This window comes from Kluyvera sp. STS39-E (assembly GCF_040932435.1).
Classification (GTDB): Bacteria; Pseudomonadota; Gammaproteobacteria; order Enterobacterales; family Enterobacteriaceae; genus Kluyvera.
In genome coordinates, this window is record NZ_JBFQGA010000003.1 from 94,094 (window position 1) to 114,328 (window position 20,235).

Consider the following 20,235-nt stretch of genomic DNA (forward strand, 5'->3'; position numbering starts at 1 on the left):
TTAGCATCAGGCTTCTAATAAGAAATAAAGAAAATGTTTAATTCTGGATTACGTTATAAAGTTGATAATAAAAAGCTGCCCGCAGGCAGCTTTTTAACACAAGAGATATTATGGTGTGACAATATTGAACCAGAATTCAAATTTGTCCATGTATCCCAGCATCTCATCGAGCTTAGCACCGTTACCGCTAACTTTAACTTCGCCTTTATCTTCAGCCTGTTTTAGGGTTTCCTCTTTCAGGATGATTTTGTTCAGCGTTGCGCGGTCCAGCGTAATGGTGGCATCGGCATCTTTGGCTTCCGCGTTAGCCGTGTGGTTTAGGACGCCATTTTCCAGCTCGAGCTTGTATTTACCGCCGTCGTTACCAAGATCAATGTTAAATACAGCTTTAGCTTTACCTGCTTTCTGTCCGTTGATGTGTACCGCCAGATAATCGAAGAACATTTCCGGGGTCATTGCACGAACGGTATCCGGGCTTGCAGTGTTCGGGGTTGGCCCCTTCAGTACGCCATTACGCAATTCCTGCGCACCGGTCAGGTAGAAGTTACGCCATGGGCCAGACTCCGCCTGATAACCCAGTTGCTCCAACGCATCGGCTTCCAGATTACGGGCTTCTTGGTTTTTCGGATCCGCAAAGACAATCTTGCTGACCACCTGAGCGACCCAGCGATAGTTGCCCTGATCATAGTCCTCTTTGGCTTTCTTCATGATGGCATCCGCGCCGCCCATGTAATCAACGAACTTTTTCGCAGCCTCTTCAGGCGGCAGTTCGTCAAGGGTTGCCGGGTTGCCATCGAACCAGCCGAGGTACAATACGTAGGTTGCTTTTACGTCATGGCTGACAGAGCCGTAGTAGCCGCGGTTAGCCCAGGTGTGCGCAAGACTGTCAGGAAGCTTAAATTCAGCCGCGATTTCATCACGGGTTAGACCCTGGTTTGCCATACGCAGCGTCTGGTCGTTGATGTAACGATAGAGGTCACGCTGGCTTTTCAGCAGGTTAACCACATTTTCGTTGCCCCAAGTCGGCCAGTGGTGCTGAGCCATAATAATCTCAGCTTTATCACCCCAGCGAACGATGGCTTCGTTGATGTACTTAGACCATGGCAATGGCTCGCGGATCTTGGCACCGCGCAGCGAGTAAGTGTTGTGCAGGGTATGTGTCACGTCCTCAGCGGCTTCGATGAGTTTTTTCTCTTCGATAAACCACAGCATTTCAGACGGAGCTTCGGAACCCGGCGCCAGCATGAAGTCATAGGTCAGGCCATCGATCACTTCTTTCTGGCCATCTTTTTCAATGATGTTCGTTGGGGCGATAAGCGTTACGGTACCGGCTGAAGTTGTGGTACCAAGGCCGGCACCAACCTGGCCTTTTGCATCAGGCTTCAACAGGTTGCCGTACATGTAGCTGGCACGACGGCTCATGACGTTACCGGCCATGATGTTTTCCGCCACGGCGGCTTCCATAAAGCCTGATGGTGCGTAAACCTTCACTTTGCCCGATTTCACATCAGCTTCATCAATGACGCCGCGAACGCCGCCATAGTGGTCAACGTGGCTGTGGGTATAAATAACCGCGACAACTGGTTTTTTACCGCGATTTTTGTAATAGAGATCCATGCCCACTTTGGCTGTTTCGGCAGAAACCAGCGGGTCAACAACGGTAATGCCCTCTTTGCCCTCAATAATGGTCATGTTGGAGAGGTCAAGGTTGCGGATCTGATAGACGCCATCAGTGACTTCAAACAGACCACTGATATTAATTAGCTGGGATTGACGCCACAGGCTCGGGTTAACGCTGGCAGGTGATTTTTCACCTTCTTTAATAAATGCATACTGCTGTGGGTCCCAGACCACGTTTCCCTGCTCACCTTTGATAACCTCAGCAGGTAGCGCAGCAATAAAACCTTTGTGGGCATTAGTGAAGTCAGTATTGTCAGAAAAAGGCAGCTGATTATAAAGGGCGTCATTGGCCTTTTTAGTGGCGTCCGTTGCGTCCTTTGGCGATATATCTGCATAAGCCGGAAGGATGACGGTTGTCATTAGCCCCGCCAGCGCTAGGCTTTTGACAATAAGCTTTAGTTTCATTGTGACCCTCGTTTAGGTAGTGACAAATAAATCCGAAAACTCCTCAGTAATGCCTGCAAGTTCTTTGTAGACATTGATATTTATACATTAACCTCTTTTTTACATTTAGCAATACTACAACACTAAAGCATAACTTAAATTGACATTAAAATTATTTTTTTAACATTTACAATGTGGTGGTCGTATTTATAGTGTTGAATATATTGGGTTTTTGTTTTTTTAGGTGTTGTCGTGAGGTTTGACAAAATAGAAATAATTGACTACCCAGTAAAGCTTCTTAATGTTCGTGATTAATGAGTGTATTCCAATATTGATTCAGTAAAAGTGAATGATTTCGGTAACTATCAATAAACCTTAATGTGTTTCGAAAAATATAAAACGAAAGCAGTCTCTCCTATGAATAACATATTAGAGAGACGCCTTAGAGGAAGGGGGATTTTAGTGGGAAGTCCTAGCATTAGAACTGATAGCTATAATTTACGCTAGCAAACCATAACCATGGATTGTCATATTTCCCGCCAAATACCGGCGATTGAACTTTAGAGGACTGCATATGAAGATACTCGACGGCAAAGCCAATATTGCTGGCGGAGCTTATCTGATATTGAGCCCCGGTCGCAAAACGCCATTCGTCGCCTGTCGGTAATGATAGTGATACATCGCTTTGAGATTGATATGGCGTACTGTCAAAAGCGACACCGGCGTTAATTCGCCATTGTTCATCAGGTCGGTACTGCGCGCCGATAGCCGTATGCCAGGTATCCTTCAGGCGGTTATTTCGGTCACTTGAGTGTCCTTTAACAGAAATCTGTGGGCTCCCAAACTGACTCCAGTCCTGCCAGCCAAGGTCACCCATTATTGACCATTGCTTACTTATATCATGTACCAGACTCATCATTATCTGCTGGGGGGCGCGCACTTGGGCGGCGATCGGCAGGTTATATTCCACGTTCGGCAGATTAGGGAACCGAGCTTTGCCGTCAATATTAAAGTGGTAGTCAGTTTTACTGGTCCAGCTAATCCCCGCCCGCGTCTGGTCGGTTAAATCCATCAACAGACCCAGGCGATAATTCATTGCCCAGTCATGGTCGCTTTGTTTCTCGTCGTTGCCATCGACATTGCGGGTCAGTGACAGAAAACCATAGTTCAGTCCGGTTGCGGCGCCGATAGAGATTTTATCACTCAATTTCCAAGCAATGCCTGGGCTGAGAGTCATGGCGACCATGGTGCTTTTTTTGATAAGGCGGTCGCCAGCCCAATTGCCAAAATCAATGCCAAGCCCGTAGTTGCCGTACAACCCCAAACCGGCGGAAACCGTGTCACTGAGTCGCTGTGTATAAAACATGCTGGCATTGGGAAAAAGCTTCATCACATTGCCGGGGCTCTGGCGTCCGCCTGATTTATCATCGAGCGAATAGGGTATATCTCCACCCATTGCCTGCAAACCTCCGGTAATCATGTGATCGGGTAAACGAGTCATACCGGCCGGATTGGTTAATAGTGTAGAAGCATCTTGAGCCCGAGCGGCCTGACCTGCACCAGCCAGTGCAGTATCTTCTGTGGCGATCTCATAAAAATAGAGAGCGCTAGCGTGACTTAAAGACGAAAAAAGCAACCCAGAGCCAAGAATTATATTTTTGTTCATTCCATTACCTTCAACAAGTAGGAGTGATTAATCGTAATGTTTGTGCGAAAGGCTGACATCAATGTGCATCCTACAAAACTATAGAACTGCTTTTCAGAACGGGGGAGCTAAGTGCTTAAAAATAGGGATACAGGATTAATAAGTGTTGATATGAGTAGCCCATTAAGCCGAACAATACGAACTGTCGATAAGTAAGCCTGAAGAAAAAAATTGTTATGATCTGACTTCTTTAAAGCAATCAATCAGCCCACTTGTATGCTGAATAAACGCATTTCAATTCGACATGATGGCCCTGATTAATTTCTCAGGTGTAAGCATAAAAAATTCTATGGTCCCGGTTTGGTCATGCACTGTGCTGGGTCAAATATGGTCTTCCAGTCCTGTTTCATATCGACGACGGTCCAGCCGTGCACTTTCGCCTGCGTTAATCCTTCAACCAGTTTCCCGCTGGCTGGTGGATGGCTGTCATAGGCATATTCACGTGCGGCATCCGTATGATGGACCAGTAGTCCGAAGGTTTTGGCGTTAGGATTAGCCGCCGTGTACTGCAACATGGCGAGATCGCCATCACTATTGCCAAATGCGGCAACAGGACGCTGGCCCATGAAAAGATGGATTGCCACGGGTTTGTTGGCCGCATCGTCATTGAAAGCCCCAGACATCGTCTTGGTGATTTTTGTTCCATCGCCGGATAACGCAAATTCGCTAAGCGAGAACGAACCGATTACCTGTTCAGGCGGAATGCCGTACATCTTTTGCGACAGTACGCGCATAAAATCGATACCCCCGCCGGAGACAATCCAGGTTTTGAAGCCGTTTTCCCGTAGATAATCCAGTAGCTGTCGCATCGGCTGATATCCCATCTGATCGTACTGGCAGCCAAAACGCGGGTCTTTATGCGAAGAAACCCAGTTGGAGACGCGCTGATTAAAGTCATCAGTTGCCATACCGCTGTGCGTAAGCGACAACAGGTGCATAAGCCCTTTTTCGCCAGAAGCGGCGACGGTTTTGATATCATTCTTCAACACGGCCTGCACCAGCGCGTCGCTTGACCACTTCGGATTTTGCGGGGCCAGACGTTTGATCTCATCCAGCGCGAACTGAATCTGAAACGTCAGCGGCGCTTCCGGCCACAGGGTGCCGTCATTATCAAATACGACGAAGCGTTTTTCGGCGGGAATAAACGCTGAGCTGTCTGGATTAGTGGTGTTTTGTACCCATTCTTCGATGGCGTGTTTGGCTGCCGTATCGTTCCATGCTGATAGTGGCTCTGCCGCGGCGGTGCCGCAGAGGGCGCATAAAGTCAGTGCGATTAATGTACGCTTCATCGTGAACTCCTGTTATCCGGGGTTTGTCCCGGTAGCGAAAGCGGCTGCCAGAATCGGTGCCAGCGGTGAGATAAAAAACGCGCGCTACGTAGTAAGGTGCGGCGGAAAATAAACATCAACACGAGTAACGCGACGCCGCCTGCCAGCAGCAGTGCGTTTAGCCAGGTCAATGTATCGCGGCTGCCTTTTAATGCGGATTCAGCGCCGGCCGTGCGAGAAGGCGCAACCGTGTAAGTGCTGCCGGGTAGTTCAGCAGTTTGCCATTGCTGCAAGGTGGTATCCCACCAGCGCAATTTAATCGGTGGTAGCGTGACTTCACCGGCAACAACCGGCAAATAGCGGAGGGTTTCCACGCGTTCTGCGCCTTCAATATCGCCGCGCCCAGAGGTCACGAGACGGTTCTCTGGTGTCAGGCGCTGGGTATGCGTGCCGTTGATGGCATACAGCAGCGGTGGGATCTGTGCGGGCATCACATCGGTGGCACGAGCGGTGACGATGCGTTCGATAACATCACCAGCGCGCAGTGTTTTATCTTTACCACTGCGGTAGATATTCACCTTCTGGCTTAACGAGAAGCTGGATGCGGGCAGGAAGCGGTCCGGCTGCTCAACACCTTGTGGCCAGTTAACCTGCGTATCAACTGCCGGCATCTTGACCGTGATGGGCGCCTGTCCAGAGCCGGTTAATGTCATTTCGAAAGCGGGTAAACGCAGCTTGCCCTGATCCCAAGCAGTAAGCTGACGCTCCATACGTACGCCGCTCCAACTGGTGCCGCCCTCATGTCGGGTCAACAGCTGATTTGGTGGTGCGCTGGTCAGCATATCGCCATTTTCCACTGGGAAATCGGGCCACTGCGGCGGCGGGTTAAACCAAGAATCTGTCCAGAACGTCACCGCTACCCGCACCGGTTGGCCCGGGACAACATGTTCAGGAGCAATCAATTCACGGGCGACCGTCATTGCCGCCTGGCAGGGAAGCACCGCCAGCAGTAATAACCAGATAAGCTTCATTGGTCTTCTCCTGACTGGGTGCGGTAGAGACTTTCCAGCAGCGTCGAAGGTGAAACCGCCAGATTTTCGTACCACTGATTCACCTGCGGATTCGCTCCGGTAATGGGTTGAATATCTTTTTGCTCCGTGCCCTGGTGGGGTTTCAGGTCATGCTTAATTTCATCGGGTTTGTAATCTTCTTCTTCACCCTGCGCAGATTTGTTCTCACGCTCCTTTTGTCGTAGTTGCATGATGATCGCGGCTATTTTCGCGCGGTTGCCCTGCGCCAGCTTCCAATCCGGCCGCAGGCTTAACGCACGGTCATAGCTGTTTAGCGCCTGCTGCCACTGTTTTTGCTGGGCATAGGTATTGCCCGTCCAGAGTAGCGTTTCCGGGGTTTGTTGTGCCTGGCGGAACGCAGCGGTAGCTGCGGGATAATTACCTGCCCGATACCATGCGATACCTTGTCGGAGTGGATCACTAAAATGCTGAGCTGCGCGGGCATAATCCCCTGCGGAAAACGCGCGCTGCCCTTGTACATCCGGGGTTATCCAAGCGTCCAGCCAGGCGGCGTGCCCGGAAGGTTGCCAGAGTAAAAGCGGCGCGACTAAGACCCAACAAAAAAGCTGCCGACGCCAGAGGAGCAACATAGCGAGCAGTGGGATAGCCAACATCCAGCCGTCATTACGCCAGTGTAAATCGCTACGCGCATTGTTCTGCGCGGTGACGCTTTGCTGGATGTGGCTTTGTACCACGGGCAGATCATCCTCATCGGTGGTCACCAGCGTGACCGGGATCCCATCGTTACGTACCTGCTCAAAGCGCGAAACGTTCAGTCGTGTATCGGTACCGCTGGCGGCATATTTATCGGGCAGCGCGCCCCCCTGAGCGGTTCCAGGCACCCAGATTTGCAATGGCGTTTTTTGTTCGCCAAGCCATCTGGCATCATCTGGACTGAGGTTATCGGCGACTAAGATTATGCTGCGCGGCGCGGTGGGCATATTGTGCATTGCCAGAGAGACCGCATGTTGAAGCCCAGAGCCTTCGCCAGACGGCAATAATGCAGGCGTTTGCGCATGCAGGAATAACGAGTAAAACGCCGTGTCGACGGTCAGCGGGGTCGTCAACCAAGCCCCGCCGCTATAGACCACTAGGCCAAAACGGGTTCCCGGCATGCGCTCCATGAGCGACATGATTTTGGTCTGCATCCGTTGATGTCGGCTGGGTGGCAGGTCACTGGCGAACATTGCGGTATCCTGCTGCAAAATCACCATGACGTTGCTTTCCGGCGTTAGGGCTGCGGGAAGCTGACGCTGCCAGCTTGGGCCTGCTAGCGCGAGGACGCTAAGCATTGCCAGCCATGGCAATACCCGGGTGAGTTTACGCTGTTGCCCGACGATCAGTGCTTTCGCCAGCGGCTTATCCATAATTCGCGACCAGGCGCTACGACCGGCAGACGGCAACCACCATAGTGCGATGGCGGGGATGAGTAGCAGCAAACGCCAGGGGTATAAAAAGTGGAAATCACTCATGCCAATCTCTCCCTGAATGCGCGATACAGATTAAAAGCCAGAAGTACGATTAGCGCAGCGGCAAGCGGCCAGGCAAATAGCGGTATACGCCATGACCAGCCGATGCTTTTCACCTGTACTGGCGTAATGGCGTCAATCTCTTGCCAGACAGCATCCAACGACGCGCCGCTGTTCTCGGCTGTCCATGCATGTCCACCGGTGATATGGGCAATATCTTGTAAAAGACCTAAATCCACTTTGTCATCGCCGCCGCTGTTAACGTCGCCAAAAGCAATGGTGTGAACCTGTACGTGATGACTGGCCGCCAGCTGCGCGGCGAGGCGCGGCGTCAGTTGTGACGCGGTGTCATTACCATCAGTCAGAAGAATGGCGAGTTTGCTGGCATCATTATCGCCGCTGGAATCTAACAGCTTCACCGTCACGCCCAGCGCGTCGCCAATTGCCGTCTGTTGTCCTGCCATGCCCGGTGCAAGCTGATTAATGCGGGTTTCCAGCGCCTGTTTATCTTCACTGACCGGCGCGAAGGGCCAGGCACTGTTGGCAAAGATAACAAGGCCGATGCGATCGGATTTGCGGGCCGCGACGAATTTTTTAACAGAGGCCTGCACTGCCTGCAGGCGCGTGATGCCGCCCGCGACGTCGTTTTTCTCCATGGAGCCAGAAACGTCGAGAATGAGCATGATATTGCGCATCGGTTTTTCAATATGCTGTGGCGGGGTTAGCAATTCTGGGCGGGTGAGGGCGCAGACCAGCAGTGCCCAGACCAGCCAGAACAGGCCCGTTGACAGCTTTCCGCCACGAGCGGGCTGGCTATTGAGCTGGAGTTCATTAATTAGCCCGGGCAAAAAAGGAACCCGGACATACTCTTTCAGCGAATGCTCTTTGGCCATCACAAAGCGGCCAACCAGCGGTAGGATGAGCAACGCCCAGGCCCACGGCCAAGCGAATGCCAGACGTGAGAAGTATTCAGACATGGGGCAATCCTTTAAGCCAGACGCGAAGCTGCATACGCAGCCGCGCGGTATCGGCATCACTGAGCTGGTTTTCTGGTTGGCAGTAGCGTTCGCAAAGATTCTCGCGCAACGCGTTATCCAACGGTACGTTCCGCAGCCATTGGGCTGGGTCCAGCGAACCGCTCACCTGTTCACGTGGCTGGTGCACCAGCAAAATGCGTTTCATCAGCAGCAGCCAGCTATCTACCGTTTGTGGATGATTGAGGGCTATTAGGGCCTGGCGCCGCCACAGATTACGCCGCCATCTGGCGATACGAATGATGAGAAAAATCAGTAGCGCGACGAGTATGATGCCGCCGAGAACAAACCATCCCGGTGGCAGGGGAAACCATGACGGCGATTCAGGGAGAACCGGTTCCGCCAGTTCGGGCACCGTAAATCCTTTCTCCAGCATCTAAACCCCTTTTTGTAGCTGTCTGAGCAGATCTCCGGCGACGACTATCTGCTTTACTTGGACGCCAAGTCGCGTGAGGCGCGACGCCTGTGCTGAAAGTCGTGCGGTGATGCTCTGTTTGATGTCGTCTTGTAGCGCCGACGAGAGCGAGAATGCTGCTTCTTGCCCCTCATAGCGGGCGGCCAGCCGTCCGTGTGCGGGCAGGCGTAAATGCAGATCGTCGAGCATGACGAATGCGCTCACTTCCCCTCGGCGGCGAAGCGCCGCTAGCAGCGCATCGCTCTCGTTATCCAGATCATGAAAGTCGCTGATTAACGCGACCCAGCAACCGGTGGGAATCAACGGCAGGCTATGGCGCAAGATATCCGCCAGCGAAAGCGAATGGGGGGCCTCATGAGGGTAGTTGTCTGCCGCGGCATGGTTGTACTGCACTAAATCGTCGAGAAAAGCGGGGAGCGTGCTTTTTGGCGCGCGGCATTTGTGCAGGGAAAAGTCCCGATCGCCAAAGACGATGCCACCTAAACGATCGCCGTCGTGCCAGCTGCGCCAAGCCAGCAGCCCGGCGGTTTTGGCGGCGGCAACAGATTTTGTCTGTACCCGCGTTGAAAAGAACATGTCTCTTCGCTGGTCAACGAGCAGAAACACGGGGCGCTCTTTTTCTTCGTTATACAGGCGGATCCACGGAGTGCGCATACGGGCAGTGGCTTGCCAGTCGATCAAGCGGACGTCGTCACCGGGCTGATAGCGGCGTAGGCTGTCAAAATTCAGCCCGCGGCCCTGCTGGCGCGATGTTCGTTCACCGCCAAGCGCGCCCGGAGGGATTTGACCCGGTGGATTATTGATGGCTCGCGCATCCGCGGCGAGTTTCAGCAGCGTATCCAGGTCAATGCGAACGGCGCTACTCATTACGCCACCACGGCATCAAGCAGCATCCGCACCGCATCGTCCGGGGTGCAGTTATCGGCGCTGGCTTGGTAGCTAAGCATCAGGCGATGGCGCAACACTGCCGGTGCAATCTTTTTAATGTCTTCAGGCAGCACTGCATCCCGGCCTTCCAGCCAAGCCTGCGCCCGGCCGCAGCGCTCTAGTGCCAGCGTACCGCGAGGGCTGATGCCAAACGTCAGATAACCGGCCAGCGTATCGCTCACTGACTGTGGGTGACGGCTTAAATCCACCAGGTTGACGATATAGTTTTCGACCGTCGAGGAGACGTGGACGGCGGAAATCGCCTGCCAGCACTCGGCGATTTCCTGTTGGCTTAGCATCAGTGGCTCGGGCATATCTTGAATAGAAGATGTGGCGTTTGTCAGCTGTTGATACTTTTGCTGTTGCTCGGCGCGCACTAGCTGCATGACTTTCTGTTCGTTTTCTTTTGACGGGTAGTGCACCAGTACCTTCATCAAAAAACGGTCCAGTTGGGCTTCAGGCAGCGGCCAGGTCCCTTCCTGGTCCACCGGGTTTTGCGTGGCGAGGACCATAAAAACGCCAGGCAGAGGCCAACTGTTGCCCGCCACAGTGACGTGGCGTTCTTCCATGGCTTCCAGCAGTGCGGACTGCACGCGGGCCGAGGCGCGGTTGATTTCATCGGCGAGAATGATATTGCCGAACACCGGGCCGGGGCGGAAGCGGAACTGATCTTCTTCGCGGGTTGCGTTTTGCTGATAAATTTCGCTGCCGGTGATGTCAGAAGGTAGAAGATCCGGTGTGAACTGAATACGGCGGTAATCCCCCTCAACGTGACGGGCAAGTTCACGCACGGCGCGGGTTTTCGCTAGGCCCGGTAAACCTTCCAATAACACGTGTCCGTCACAGAGCAGGGCGACTATCAACATGCGGACCAGCTCTTCCTGACCGAGAACCTGCTCGTTCATGCGTTGTTCAAGTTGCAATAACTTTTCTCGATTTATCATCGGCGTAACCCTGCAAAATCACGTTTGATTAAGGTTGTGATGCCCACCAGAATTGGCTCGGCATAGTTGAAAAAGGCTTTAATGCCCGGGCAAAGATAGTTCAGCCCTAGCTCGCCGTCCGGCGCGCGCGCAATGCGGTTTTTTGGGCATTCCCCCCAGCACATTTTGAGATAAGGGCAGGTTTTGCAGTAGTTGGGCAGCGTGTCGCGTTTTCCCATACCAAACGCTTTTTGTCGTTCGGAAAAGGCCAGATGTGAAAGTTGGGCGTGTTCAATATTGCCAATTTGGTATTCCGGATAGACATAGTGATCGCAGGAAAAAATGTCGCCATTTTTCTCAATCGCCAGCCCTTTACCGCAGAACTCCGAATGAGTACAAATCTGTGCAGGCATGCCCATAGTCTGGGCAACTGCGGTTTCGAATAAATTGACCTGCACACGGCCCAGATCGGTATTGACCCACTCTTCAAACACGGCGATCAGAAACTTGCCCCAGTCTTCAGGATCTACCGACCAGTCGGTGACGATAGAGTCGAGATCGCCAGGTCGCGCGCGGCGGCTACCGGTAAGCGGGATGGTGTCATCCTGCCAGAACTGCGGTGCGGTTTGCTTAAAATCAACCGGCTCGACGCAGGGGTTAAACTGCACGTAGGTTGCGCCCAGTTCGCGAGTGACGAATCGGTACACCTCCAACGGAAAGCGAGCGTTAGTACGGTTAACCGTGACTAGCGCATTAAAAGGGACGCCGTGACGCTTCAGGGCCTCAACGCCCGCCATCACTTTGTCGAAGGTCGGTTTGCCGCTACGGGTAACGCGATAGCGGTCATGCAGTTCTCGTGGGCCATCAATCGAAAGGCCCACCAGAAATTGATGTTCTTTGAGAAATTCAGCCCATTTGTCGTTCAGCAACACGCCATTAGTTTGTAAGTCGTTTTCGACGCGCTGGCCGGGCTTTTGATACTGCTTCTGAAATTTGACGACCTTCTGGAAAAATTCCAGCCCCATCAGTGTGGGCTCGCCGCCTTGCCAGGAAAAGACCACCTGGTCGCCGTCCTGACCGTCAATATACTGGCGAATAAAATTCTCCAGTACCTCGTCACTCATGCCGGTATGTCTGTCCTGATGCAGTAGCTCTTCTTTATGCAGATAAAAACAGTAAGAACAGTCAAGATTACAGGTCGAACCGGTAGGCTTGGCCATCACATGAAAGCGGCGCTTGTATTCTGGTCCTTTGCCGTCATATTTTTCCGCCGACGGAAGCGCTTTAACCGGTAGTGTGGTGCTGTACTTCATATAGCAGACCCCTAACAAAAAAACGTCACTACTCTTTCAAAACGGGCAGGCCGTATTAACAGCCTGCCCGGAGGCTTTGGTTATTTATTGATATTAGAGCCTTGTTCCAGCATCGCCGAGGCATCGGAAATGGTGAACGAACCCGGTTTTTGACGTGGTGGGAACTCTTTAAAGGTTTCCAGCATATCTTTCGCGTATTTCTGCGCGCCACCCATCAGGAACAGGCGATCGTAGAACCAGGAGTTGTATCCCATACCGTCGCTGCCTTTTTCCAACGGATCGGCTTCGAGGTCGAAGATTAGCGGTGTACGCAGTTTGGTGAACGGATATTTCCACAGATCCAGACCGGTATGCTCCTGAATCATAAAGTGAACCTTCCAACGATCGTAGCGCATGGCCAGCAGGTCGCCGTCATCGCTCCAGTAGAAGAACTCTTTACGCTGATTCGGGCCTTTGCCCTGGAGGTAGTCGAGCTGGTTGTAGCCATCCAAGTGCACCTTGTAAGTAATGGATGGCGTTTTGTAGCCTTTTAACAGCTCGGTTTTAATGTTTGCATCACCGGCTGCGGCGACCAGCGTTGGGAACCAGTCGTTGCTACCATAAATGCCGTCAATGATCGTGCCTGGTTTGACGTGACCAGGCCAACGAATCATCGCCGGTACGCGGAAACCGCCTTCCCAGCCGGTGTTCTTCTCACCGCGGAATGGCGTTTCGCCAGCATCTGGCCAGGTGGCCGTCATCGGGCCGTTATCGGTGGTATAAACGAGGATGGTGTTGTCTTCGATGCCGAGATCTTTAATCTTCTGCAGCACTTCGCCAATCATCTTATCGTGTTCTACCATGCCGTCAGCGTAGGTTCCGAGGCCCGTTGCGCCAATGCTCCCATCTTTTAGGTGGGTTTTGTTGTGCATACGGGTGGTGTTGAACCAGGTAAAGAACGGCTTACCGGCCTTAACCTGGCGCTCCATAAAGTCGTTGTTAGCCGCGAGAGTTTCTTCGTCCACGGTTTTCATACGCTGAATGGTAAGCGGGCCGGTGTCTTCAATTTTGCCGTCGGCGGTGCTCTTAATAACGCCGCGTGGGCCAAATTCTTTGCGGAAGGCTGGATCTTTCGGGTAGTCCGGGTTCTCCGGCTCTTCTTCCGCGTTCAGGTGGTAAAGGTTCCCCATGAACTCATCAAAACCGTGCGCCGTAGGCAGGAATTCATCGCGATCGCCGAGGTGGTTTTTACCAAACTGACCGGTCGCGTAGCCCAATTGCTTCAGGATGTTCGCAATAGTCGGATCTTCTTTTTGCAGACCCTGAGGCGCCCCCGGCATTCCGACTTTACTCATGCCTGTACGGAATGGCATTTGCCCGGTGATGAATGATGAGCGGCCTGCGGTAGAGCTTTGCTCAGCGTAATAAGATGTAAACTTGGCGCCTTCAGCAGCAATGCTATCTATATTCGGGGTTTTATAGCCCATTGTGCCCTGATTATAAGTACTCAGGTTCCAGTAGCCGATGTCATCACCAAAAATAACGACAATGTTTGGTTTTGATGAATCTTGTTTTGGCGCATTTTCCGCTGCGTTCGTTGTTGCAGGGGCAGCATGAACAGTGGACACCGCGCCAGCGGCTAACGTCAGCACACTGGCAATCATCGTCCTTCTAAAAGGGACACTTTTTTGCATGGGAAAACTCCAGTTTTAGGATGTCAGATTGAGTATAGGCAGGAAACTTCATCTTACATTTATTTCACAAGTAAAATTAATGGCTTCAACGTAAAAGTTAAACATTCCTAATGAAAGAATGCCTGCGCTAGAAATTGGAATTAAGTATTACAAATCGGAATGTCAGGTTAGTTCAATAAGAGGATGGTATGAATGAAAAGATTGTTTATTAATAAATTGAAGATGCTGCGATCTTCTAGAACTTTTGTGTGGCAATTCCCATTGATAGTGTCGTGTTCCTTTAACGTAAATACACAAGGGAAATTGGTGTATTGATGCTAAAACGATTAATTAAATGTTTCATCATATTTGTCATCTATTACGCGCTACTTATAACACGTACGATTCTTAATTAAGGGGAACGTCGTATTGACACTTGAACTCACCGCTCAGCGCGGACCTCTTCAGGCGCGCTGTGCTAGAAGGAGGCTGCGAACTTGACGGTTGTCCCTTAAGCTTTTGAGGAAATGATATTGGTCATGTTTAAAACGCACTGACGTTGAGTGGCATTATTTCAAGGCTAGATACTATCGGCTTCGCTTGCTGTAGCGTAGGATATCGCTGCTGCCAAAATCACAGTAACCAGAGGGTGTTATGGGTCATTTAGGAAGTGTTTTATTGTCCGTTTGGAGCGCTTCTATCATGTCTCTTGTTGGGATCGGCGGGGCGTTCGCATTGAATTATTTCCTCGGTCTAAACCTTGTCGTTTCCCTCTGTGTCTTTATGTTTCTTATTTCTCTTTTCTATGCGCTATCAGCCGTCTTGGATGGTAAAAACTCGCAAAAATCGTTTACCCGATTGAGACTGGAAAAGAACATCAGCGATTTGTTCTGGGAACATGCAGAGGCTCAAACAAGAAGCGATTTTTTCCAAAAGGTTGGTGAGGATGCTCCTGATAGCGAACTAAAGAAGAACTATCAAGTGCTCAAAATGGCTCTCCATTCGCTAGACAAGGACAAGTAGGCGTTTGGGTGCGTTCTGGTTACGGCGCAATGCTAAAGTCAGAAGTATAATGAATCACCACGGGATGAACTAAACTGCTGTGAGGCCTGATAGCCGCCACAGTTTGTTGCGTATGACCTTGTGTGGTTAGAAACTGTCCTGACATAAAAGCAATTACAGCCAAAAATAGTAGGGATATATTTTATTTGTTGTCGTTTTTATCGTGATCTGAATAATGAGAACAATCACTCATAAAGGCAATGTTTTATGAAATATAGGGTTATTACAATCATTGCGCTGATTATTATTTCTCCCATTTCACATTCGAGTTTTCAGGAACGGGAATACAATACGTGGTATTTAAAAGATGCCATTCTTTATGACATGACACAGACCTCAGATGGAAGACCGGTCATGCTGAGCATTTCACAGCCAGGCCGGAGCGGCGCCAATTTGGTGGTTTCTTATGTATCAGAGGGGCCGTGCACCGCTGGCAGTGGCACGTTGAATGTGAACGGCAAAGATATGCCAGCGAAATACAGCTGCGTGCCGCTGGGTAAGAATAGGATTGAACACTTTGCCGTAAACGATGCCCAACGGGTCAATGAGATGGTGGATCATCTGAAGTCTGATTTCACGTTATTGCTGCAAAATGACATCAAGGTATGGGCTGCCAACATCAATTCACCGAAATATGGTATGGCGCCGAGATTTTGAGACCGCCTGCAGGCGGTTTTTTTACCATTGATTTGGGCGGCTATCTTAATGGCAACATCAACACTAGAGCTGGAGTCGAGTCGGGGCGCTAACCCGGCAAGCGTTGGAAAATGATGTAGCTAAGTGGTAAGCAGTGCGTTACTAAGATTGAACTCTTTCCCTTCCGCACTTAGGTGGTACACTGAAAACGTGATTTCCATCATGACCTGCGTAATAACGAGAAAGAGATACTGCTATGCAACATATCATTGAAGGGTTCCTCAACTTTCAGAAAGAAGTTTTTCCTAAACGTCAGGAACTCTTCCGCAGCCTGGCTTCCAGCCAGAATCCAAAAGCACTTTTCATCTCCTGTTCAGACAGTCGTTTGGTGCCTGAGTTGGTGACCCAACAAGAGCCGGGGCAGCTGTTTGTTATCCGCAACGCCGGCAATATCGTGCCATCCTTTGGTCCTGAACCGGGCGGCGTGTCCGCAACCATCGAGTATGCGGTCGTGGCGTTAGGCGTTACGGATATCGTTATCTGCGGACATTCTAACTGCGGCGCAATGAAAGCTATCGCCACCTGTCAGTGTCTGGACCCTATGCCTGCCGTGTCTCACTGGCTGCGCTATTCCGATGCAGCGAAAGCGGTTGTGGAGAAGAAAACGTTCGACAATGAAACTGATAAAGTGAACGCAATGGTGGAAGAGAACGTCATTGCGCAGTTGAACAACATCAAAACTCACCCATCTGTCGCCGTCGGCCTGCGTGATGGCGCAATTCGCCTGCACGGCTGGGTCTACGATATTGAAAGCGGATCGATTCGCACGCTGGATAAAGGCACCAAACGGTTTATCTCTTTAGCGGACAACCCTGAAGTCTTCTTCGAGTAAATCGCGACGCCATAAATAACCGCCAGAAATAGACCTCCGTAATTATCGGGGTGGTTTATTCGGGCGGTTTTTTTATTATTTTGCGCAGCGGTAAACTGTTCCGCTGGCCTTAGTGATGCCGCTAACCGGGATATAGCTTTGGTTTGTGACCACCAGCGTATCTGCACCCAGCTTTTTGCCTTGCTCTTGTAGATCGTACACCACCTGCTTACGCGCGGAAAAATACCCCATTCCAAAGGCCCAAGCGTTACGCTCGGTGCTGACATCCTGCACGCGTTGGCAATGGCTAAGCATTGGATCGGCCACTTCGACAATCTTGATATTGCTCGCCTGTTCAGACTGGCTTGCGCAGCCGCAAACCACGAATATAAAGCCGAGGCTTAGCCACAATGATTTTCTCATCCCGTTTTCCTCATCGCAAATAACGTTAAGGCGCTTTACGTACCAGCTTAAGTTTAGCTCGCCGCGGCGTACGTTGAGGAGTTTCGGTAATGATGACATATAAAAAAGGACGCCAGGCCATAAGGTTATCTCGCGTGGGGTTTGTAATAAACCTGGCAAAAAATGGCCCGCGAAACGCTCCTGCAAAAGTATTAATATTCGCAACCGCAGTAGGTTATTCGTATGAGCGTCGTGGATAACGGTGCGAGATAGATAAAAAAAACGGAAGCCACTGGCTCCCGTTTATTTTCCGATGCGCTGTATTACCAACCGCAAACATCATGTTCGTTTTCGGTATCGTAGGCGCGAACGGTATTGATCAAGTCTTTGACCACATCAGCCGCAACATCAGGGACCAGCAGTTCCATCGGTGTCTCGGTTTCGTAATCAACAGAAATGCCGTTACTGTTGTTGGTGACGGTCACCGTGTAAGTTGCCTTACCCATCTTATTACCCCTTATGTGAGTTAACGACTTTCCCTAGGCCTTTACCTTCAAGCGTTGCATCCGGGTCGGCAAAGAAATCGATATTAAAGTAGGTATCATCCGTCAGCAGTTCGATACGGTGCCATTTCTGTGGGGGAGAGATACCAAAACTACCGGCTTCAATGACCAACTCGACATCCGGTTCGGTAGCGTCGCCGTTAGGGAAGCCGAAATAGCGCACCGCTCCTTGCATCACGGAAAGACGGCCATAAACGTGGGCCTTGGTATTGTGATGAGTGAAGAGGGCCTGAGGCGCAGTATCTTTATTCCAGAACGGGGTCGAACGCGAATGAACAAAATTTTCAGGGATACGTAACATAGATGGCTCCTTACTGCTAGGACTAATGCCTAGAGAGATTTCAGCACATCAGCTTCGACAAAGAAGTCGATGTTAAACACGGTATCGTCGGTCATCGTTTCGATGTAATGCCATTTTTCGGGTGGGAACACGCCAAAATGACCGGCTTCAATAATGAGTTCGTTTTCCGGTTGCGGTGCCTCTTGCGAAGCAAAACCGAGATAACGGATAGCACCTTGATGCACGGAAAGCCGTGGATAAACGCCTGGCCGCGTCCCTTTATCTAAATGACGCTGGAAAATACCGGCGGGTGCTGTTTCTTTGTTCCAAAACGGTGTGGAACGGGTATGAATACAACTTTGCGGAATGCGTAGCATGTTTTCCCCCTTTGCGTTGAAAGTATTAAACCACAAATTATCTGGGCTGTTTATCAAAAAATGCATTTTAAATGCATCTTATGATTTGGGTTAAATGTTTGATCTACTGATGCCGATAATTGTGAATGTAACGCAACAAAATACATTCAATTTATGCTTCATTAGTGTTACAAATACAGCAAAATATGGTGAGTTCTGCGTCGGGAGGATGCAATGATTCTGGAAAAACTTCGTACGCCGAATGGCAAAAAATTTCTGTTGTGTGCAATGGTGATATTTGTCATTGCCTTAGCGGTTGTTGGGCGCGCTACCTTTGGCGGTGTAGTCAGCGAGTACAATCTGCCGTATTCGGAGTGGACGACTAGTATGTTCGTGCTGCAGGGGGCAATGGTCATGGTCTACAGCACCATCTTTACTGTCCTTTTCTCTATTCCACTGGGCTTCTTACTTTTAGGTTCAGACGATTCGCGCACACATTAATCAATTCAGGCGAGCGTTCTGCTCGCCTTTCGCAAATCCTATTGCCACGGCGCTAAAGACCTGACACGATCAAATTCCTGCCTACGAAATTTTTCGTACATAATATTGACGATACGCCATGAAAACGAAGCATGACGCAAGTTGACCGTGTGGATGGTGTTTAAGGAATGGGTCCATCAGAACGGGGTGTCGGTGAGAATAATTCAGGATAATCTGCGCAAAAAACAGTCTCTGCTGGCATCGGCAATTTTGACCTGCCTACTGATCTGCCTTGCACTCTTTTTCCTCTATCAGCGCGCGCTCTCGCAGGTGACGGAAGGGATCCACGACCTGCAAAACCAGATGATGACCATGTTTAACGACAATGAGTTGATGGCTGAAGCGGCGGGCGTACGTTATCAGCAGGTGAACCGCCATTTTCTATGCGGTGAAGCCGATGTATTCCATCCCCGCGGCGATGAGTGGGGGATCAATGCCACGCCGGGGGCGCTAGATAACAAGCATGGTGCGTTAATCGCAAAGAAGCCGGAGCGTAACGCGCGTTGTTTGTACGTCGCCGCAGAATATATTCGGGATAAAGTTCACGCCTTAAACCCTGAACAGCATGATACCCATCGCTATATTATCGATAGTAACGGCAACTGGTTCTATTGGTTTAACGCGGCGGATTCTGTCCCGTTTACTTTTAGCTCATCGCAAATGGCAAGCAATCCGCGCGCATTTTTTGCGGAACCGGAAATGTTTTACGACCGGGTGCTACAAAAAAGCGGGCTCAAAAAATCGCTCAGCGTAACCGATTTCTACGAAGATAAAATAACGGGTGAAAAAGCCTACAGCGTGGTCAGCTTTATTTATGACCTGTCCGAAGGCGAGCCGAGTAATCATATTATTGGCTATTTGGTCTACGATATTTCTCGCCCCGAACTCTCGCGGATGCTGCAGTTGGCATTTGCCCAACAGGTGCCAAAAGCCTTGGTGCTTGGATTACAGAGTCGAGATAAGGGTGATGTGCTGTGTATCGTTAATAACTGTCACTGGCTGGATAGCTACCATTTTCACGGTGTCTCATCGCGATATGATATTAAATACTCATTACCTTTCTGGTTATTTATTGTGCACGATTCAAATGCATGGGCGTTACTCGCTTTGGCTCCTGCGCTTTTAATTCTGCTGTTCTTTTTGATTCGCTATCATCTTAACCACGCCGATTTGCGATTCTATCGGGATCCATTAACGGGGTGCTTTACCCGTAATATTTTTGCGCTGATCCAGCAGCGTTCACTGCCGTTTATGACGGTGATTCTTTTTGACTGTAATAAGTTCAAGCACATTAACGATAGCTACGGCCACAATGCCGGAGACCGTGCATTGCAGGCGATAGCACAATGTATGCTAAACGACGTTCGCGCAGACAGTGACTGGGTCATTCGCAGCGGCGGTGATGAGTTTGTTGTGCTGTTAAACGATACGGATATTGCGCATGCGCATATGGTGGCAGAGCGAATTGCCGCCAAAATAGCCGTTGTCCCGTTTGCTCCAGATAATCAGCCCGTGCCGCTGTCGGTTTCTTGGGGTGTTGCGCCGTGCCTCAACACGCTAGACGCCGCTATTCAGCAGGCCGATGCGCAGATGTATCAGATGAAGAAAAAACGTGGGGAAAGGCGATAAGCCAGCGCTAAGGTGGCTTATCCTTGGTTTACCACCAACCGAACTCAACGCCGACA

Annotated in this window: 20 protein-coding genes; 5 read left to right on the plus strand and 15 right to left on the minus strand. The window is 50.6% G+C overall.

Going from position 1 to position 20,235, the window contains the following annotated elements:
- Nucleotides 1-108: 108 nt before the first annotated feature.
- From AB4K05_RS06945 to AB4K05_RS06995, 11 genes are all read right to left on the minus strand, one after another.
- Nucleotides 109-2,085 (minus strand): alkyl/aryl-sulfatase, encoded by a 1,977-nt coding sequence (locus AB4K05_RS06945; RefSeq protein ID WP_368479261.1) that lies wholly within the window; start codon nt 2,083-2,085, stop codon nt 109-111.
- 457 nt (nt 2,086-2,542) lie between these two features.
- Nucleotides 2,543-3,730 (minus strand): OmpP1/FadL family transporter, encoded by a 1,188-nt coding sequence (locus AB4K05_RS06950; protein ID WP_368479262.1) that lies wholly within the window; start codon nt 3,728-3,730, stop codon nt 2,543-2,545.
- A gap of 326 nt (nt 3,731-4,056) precedes the next feature.
- Nucleotides 4,057-5,058, minus strand: a complete 1,002-nt coding sequence (locus AB4K05_RS06955; RefSeq protein ID WP_368479263.1) for an HAD family hydrolase — start codon at nt 5,056-5,058, stop codon at nt 4,057-4,059.
- Complete coding sequence (locus AB4K05_RS06960) at nt 5,055-6,068, minus strand: oxygen tolerance domain protein (protein WP_368479264.1); 1,014 nt, start codon at nt 6,066-6,068, stop codon at nt 5,055-5,057. Before AB4K05_RS06960 ends, AB4K05_RS06955 begins: the two co-directional genes overlap by 4 nt.
- The gene (locus AB4K05_RS06965; RefSeq protein WP_368479265.1) at nt 6,065-7,579 is read right to left on the minus strand and encodes a tetratricopeptide repeat protein; all 1,515 of its coding nucleotides are present in this window, start codon (nt 7,577-7,579) and stop codon (nt 6,065-6,067) included. The genes AB4K05_RS06960 and AB4K05_RS06965 overlap by 4 nt, the downstream gene beginning before the upstream one ends.
- Nucleotides 7,576-8,553 carry a VWA domain-containing protein gene (locus AB4K05_RS06970; protein ID WP_368479266.1) on the minus strand — a complete coding sequence of 326 codons (978 nt, stop codon included), beginning with the start codon at nt 8,551-8,553 and terminating at the stop codon, nt 7,576-7,578. Before AB4K05_RS06970 ends, AB4K05_RS06965 begins: the two co-directional genes overlap by 4 nt.
- Nucleotides 8,546-8,986 (minus strand): DUF4381 domain-containing protein, encoded by a 441-nt coding sequence (locus tag AB4K05_RS06975; protein ID WP_368479267.1) that lies wholly within the window; start codon nt 8,984-8,986, stop codon nt 8,546-8,548. Before AB4K05_RS06975 ends, AB4K05_RS06970 begins: the two co-directional genes overlap by 8 nt.
- Nucleotides 8,987-9,892: a DUF58 domain-containing protein gene (locus AB4K05_RS06980; RefSeq protein ID WP_368479268.1), complete on the minus strand. Its 906-nt coding sequence runs from the start codon at nt 9,890-9,892 to the stop codon at nt 8,987-8,989. It lies immediately after the preceding gene.
- Nucleotides 9,892-10,896: an AAA family ATPase gene (locus AB4K05_RS06985; RefSeq protein ID WP_368479269.1), complete on the minus strand. Its 1,005-nt coding sequence runs from the start codon at nt 10,894-10,896 to the stop codon at nt 9,892-9,894. The genes AB4K05_RS06980 and AB4K05_RS06985 overlap by 1 nt, the downstream gene beginning before the upstream one ends.
- On the minus strand, nt 10,893-12,188 hold the full coding sequence (locus AB4K05_RS06990) for an anaerobic sulfatase maturase (RefSeq protein ID WP_368479270.1): 1,296 nt from the start codon (nt 12,186-12,188) through the stop codon (nt 10,893-10,895). The genes AB4K05_RS06985 and AB4K05_RS06990 overlap by 4 nt, the downstream gene beginning before the upstream one ends.
- 80 nt (nt 12,189-12,268) lie before the next feature.
- Entirely contained in the window at nt 12,269-13,861 is a 1,593-nt protein-coding gene (locus AB4K05_RS06995; RefSeq protein WP_368479271.1) for an arylsulfatase, read from the minus strand.
- 633 nt (nt 13,862-14,494) lie between these two features.
- Here AB4K05_RS06995 and AB4K05_RS07000 point away from each other — a divergent pair.
- The 3 genes from AB4K05_RS07000 (at nt 14,495) to AB4K05_RS07010 (ending at nt 16,430) form a co-directional block, all read left to right on the plus strand.
- Nucleotides 14,495-14,863, plus strand: coding sequence for a hypothetical protein (locus AB4K05_RS07000; protein WP_368479272.1), 369 nt, complete (start codon nt 14,495-14,497; stop codon nt 14,861-14,863).
- A gap of 246 nt (nt 14,864-15,109) precedes the next feature.
- Nucleotides 15,110-15,559 carry a hypothetical protein gene (locus AB4K05_RS07005; RefSeq protein WP_368479273.1) on the plus strand — a complete coding sequence of 150 codons (450 nt, stop codon included), beginning with the start codon at nt 15,110-15,112 and terminating at the stop codon, nt 15,557-15,559.
- A 235-nt stretch (nt 15,560-15,794) separates the two neighbouring features.
- Nucleotides 15,795-16,430 carry a carbonic anhydrase gene (locus tag AB4K05_RS07010; protein WP_368479274.1) on the plus strand — a complete coding sequence of 212 codons (636 nt, stop codon included), beginning with the start codon at nt 15,795-15,797 and terminating at the stop codon, nt 16,428-16,430.
- Between the two features lie 75 nt (nt 16,431-16,505).
- On the opposite strand, the gene AB4K05_RS07015 is transcribed toward AB4K05_RS07010, so the two are convergent.
- The 4 genes from AB4K05_RS07015 to AB4K05_RS07030 form a co-directional block, all read right to left on the minus strand.
- On the minus strand, nt 16,506-16,832 hold the full coding sequence (locus AB4K05_RS07015) for a DUF4156 domain-containing protein (protein WP_368479275.1): 327 nt from the start codon (nt 16,830-16,832) through the stop codon (nt 16,506-16,508).
- Nucleotides 16,833-17,134: 302 nt separating this feature from the next.
- Nucleotides 17,135-17,317 carry a DUF1869 domain-containing protein gene (locus AB4K05_RS07020; protein WP_061280311.1) on the minus strand — a complete coding sequence of 61 codons (183 nt, stop codon included), beginning with the start codon at nt 17,315-17,317 and terminating at the stop codon, nt 17,135-17,137.
- A gap of 4 nt (nt 17,318-17,321) precedes the next feature.
- Nucleotides 17,322-17,675: a DUF1971 domain-containing protein gene (locus AB4K05_RS07025; protein WP_368479276.1), complete on the minus strand. Its 354-nt coding sequence runs from the start codon at nt 17,673-17,675 to the stop codon at nt 17,322-17,324.
- A 29-nt stretch (nt 17,676-17,704) separates the two neighbouring features.
- Nucleotides 17,705-18,031 (minus strand): DUF1971 domain-containing protein, encoded by a 327-nt coding sequence (locus tag AB4K05_RS07030; RefSeq protein WP_368479277.1) that lies wholly within the window; start codon nt 18,029-18,031, stop codon nt 17,705-17,707.
- 213 nt (nt 18,032-18,244) lie between these two features.
- Here AB4K05_RS07030 and AB4K05_RS07035 point away from each other — a divergent pair, with 213 nt between their 5' ends.
- Together AB4K05_RS07035 and AB4K05_RS07040 are read left to right on the plus strand one after the other, a co-directional pair.
- Nucleotides 18,245-18,511, plus strand: a complete 267-nt coding sequence (locus AB4K05_RS07035; RefSeq protein ID WP_368479278.1) for a DUF2534 family protein — start codon at nt 18,245-18,247, stop codon at nt 18,509-18,511.
- 192 nt (nt 18,512-18,703) lie between these two features.
- Nucleotides 18,704-20,179: a GGDEF domain-containing protein gene (locus AB4K05_RS07040; protein ID WP_368479279.1), complete on the plus strand. Its 1,476-nt coding sequence runs from the start codon at nt 18,704-18,706 to the stop codon at nt 20,177-20,179.
- Nucleotides 20,180-20,235: the final 56 nt, after the last annotated feature.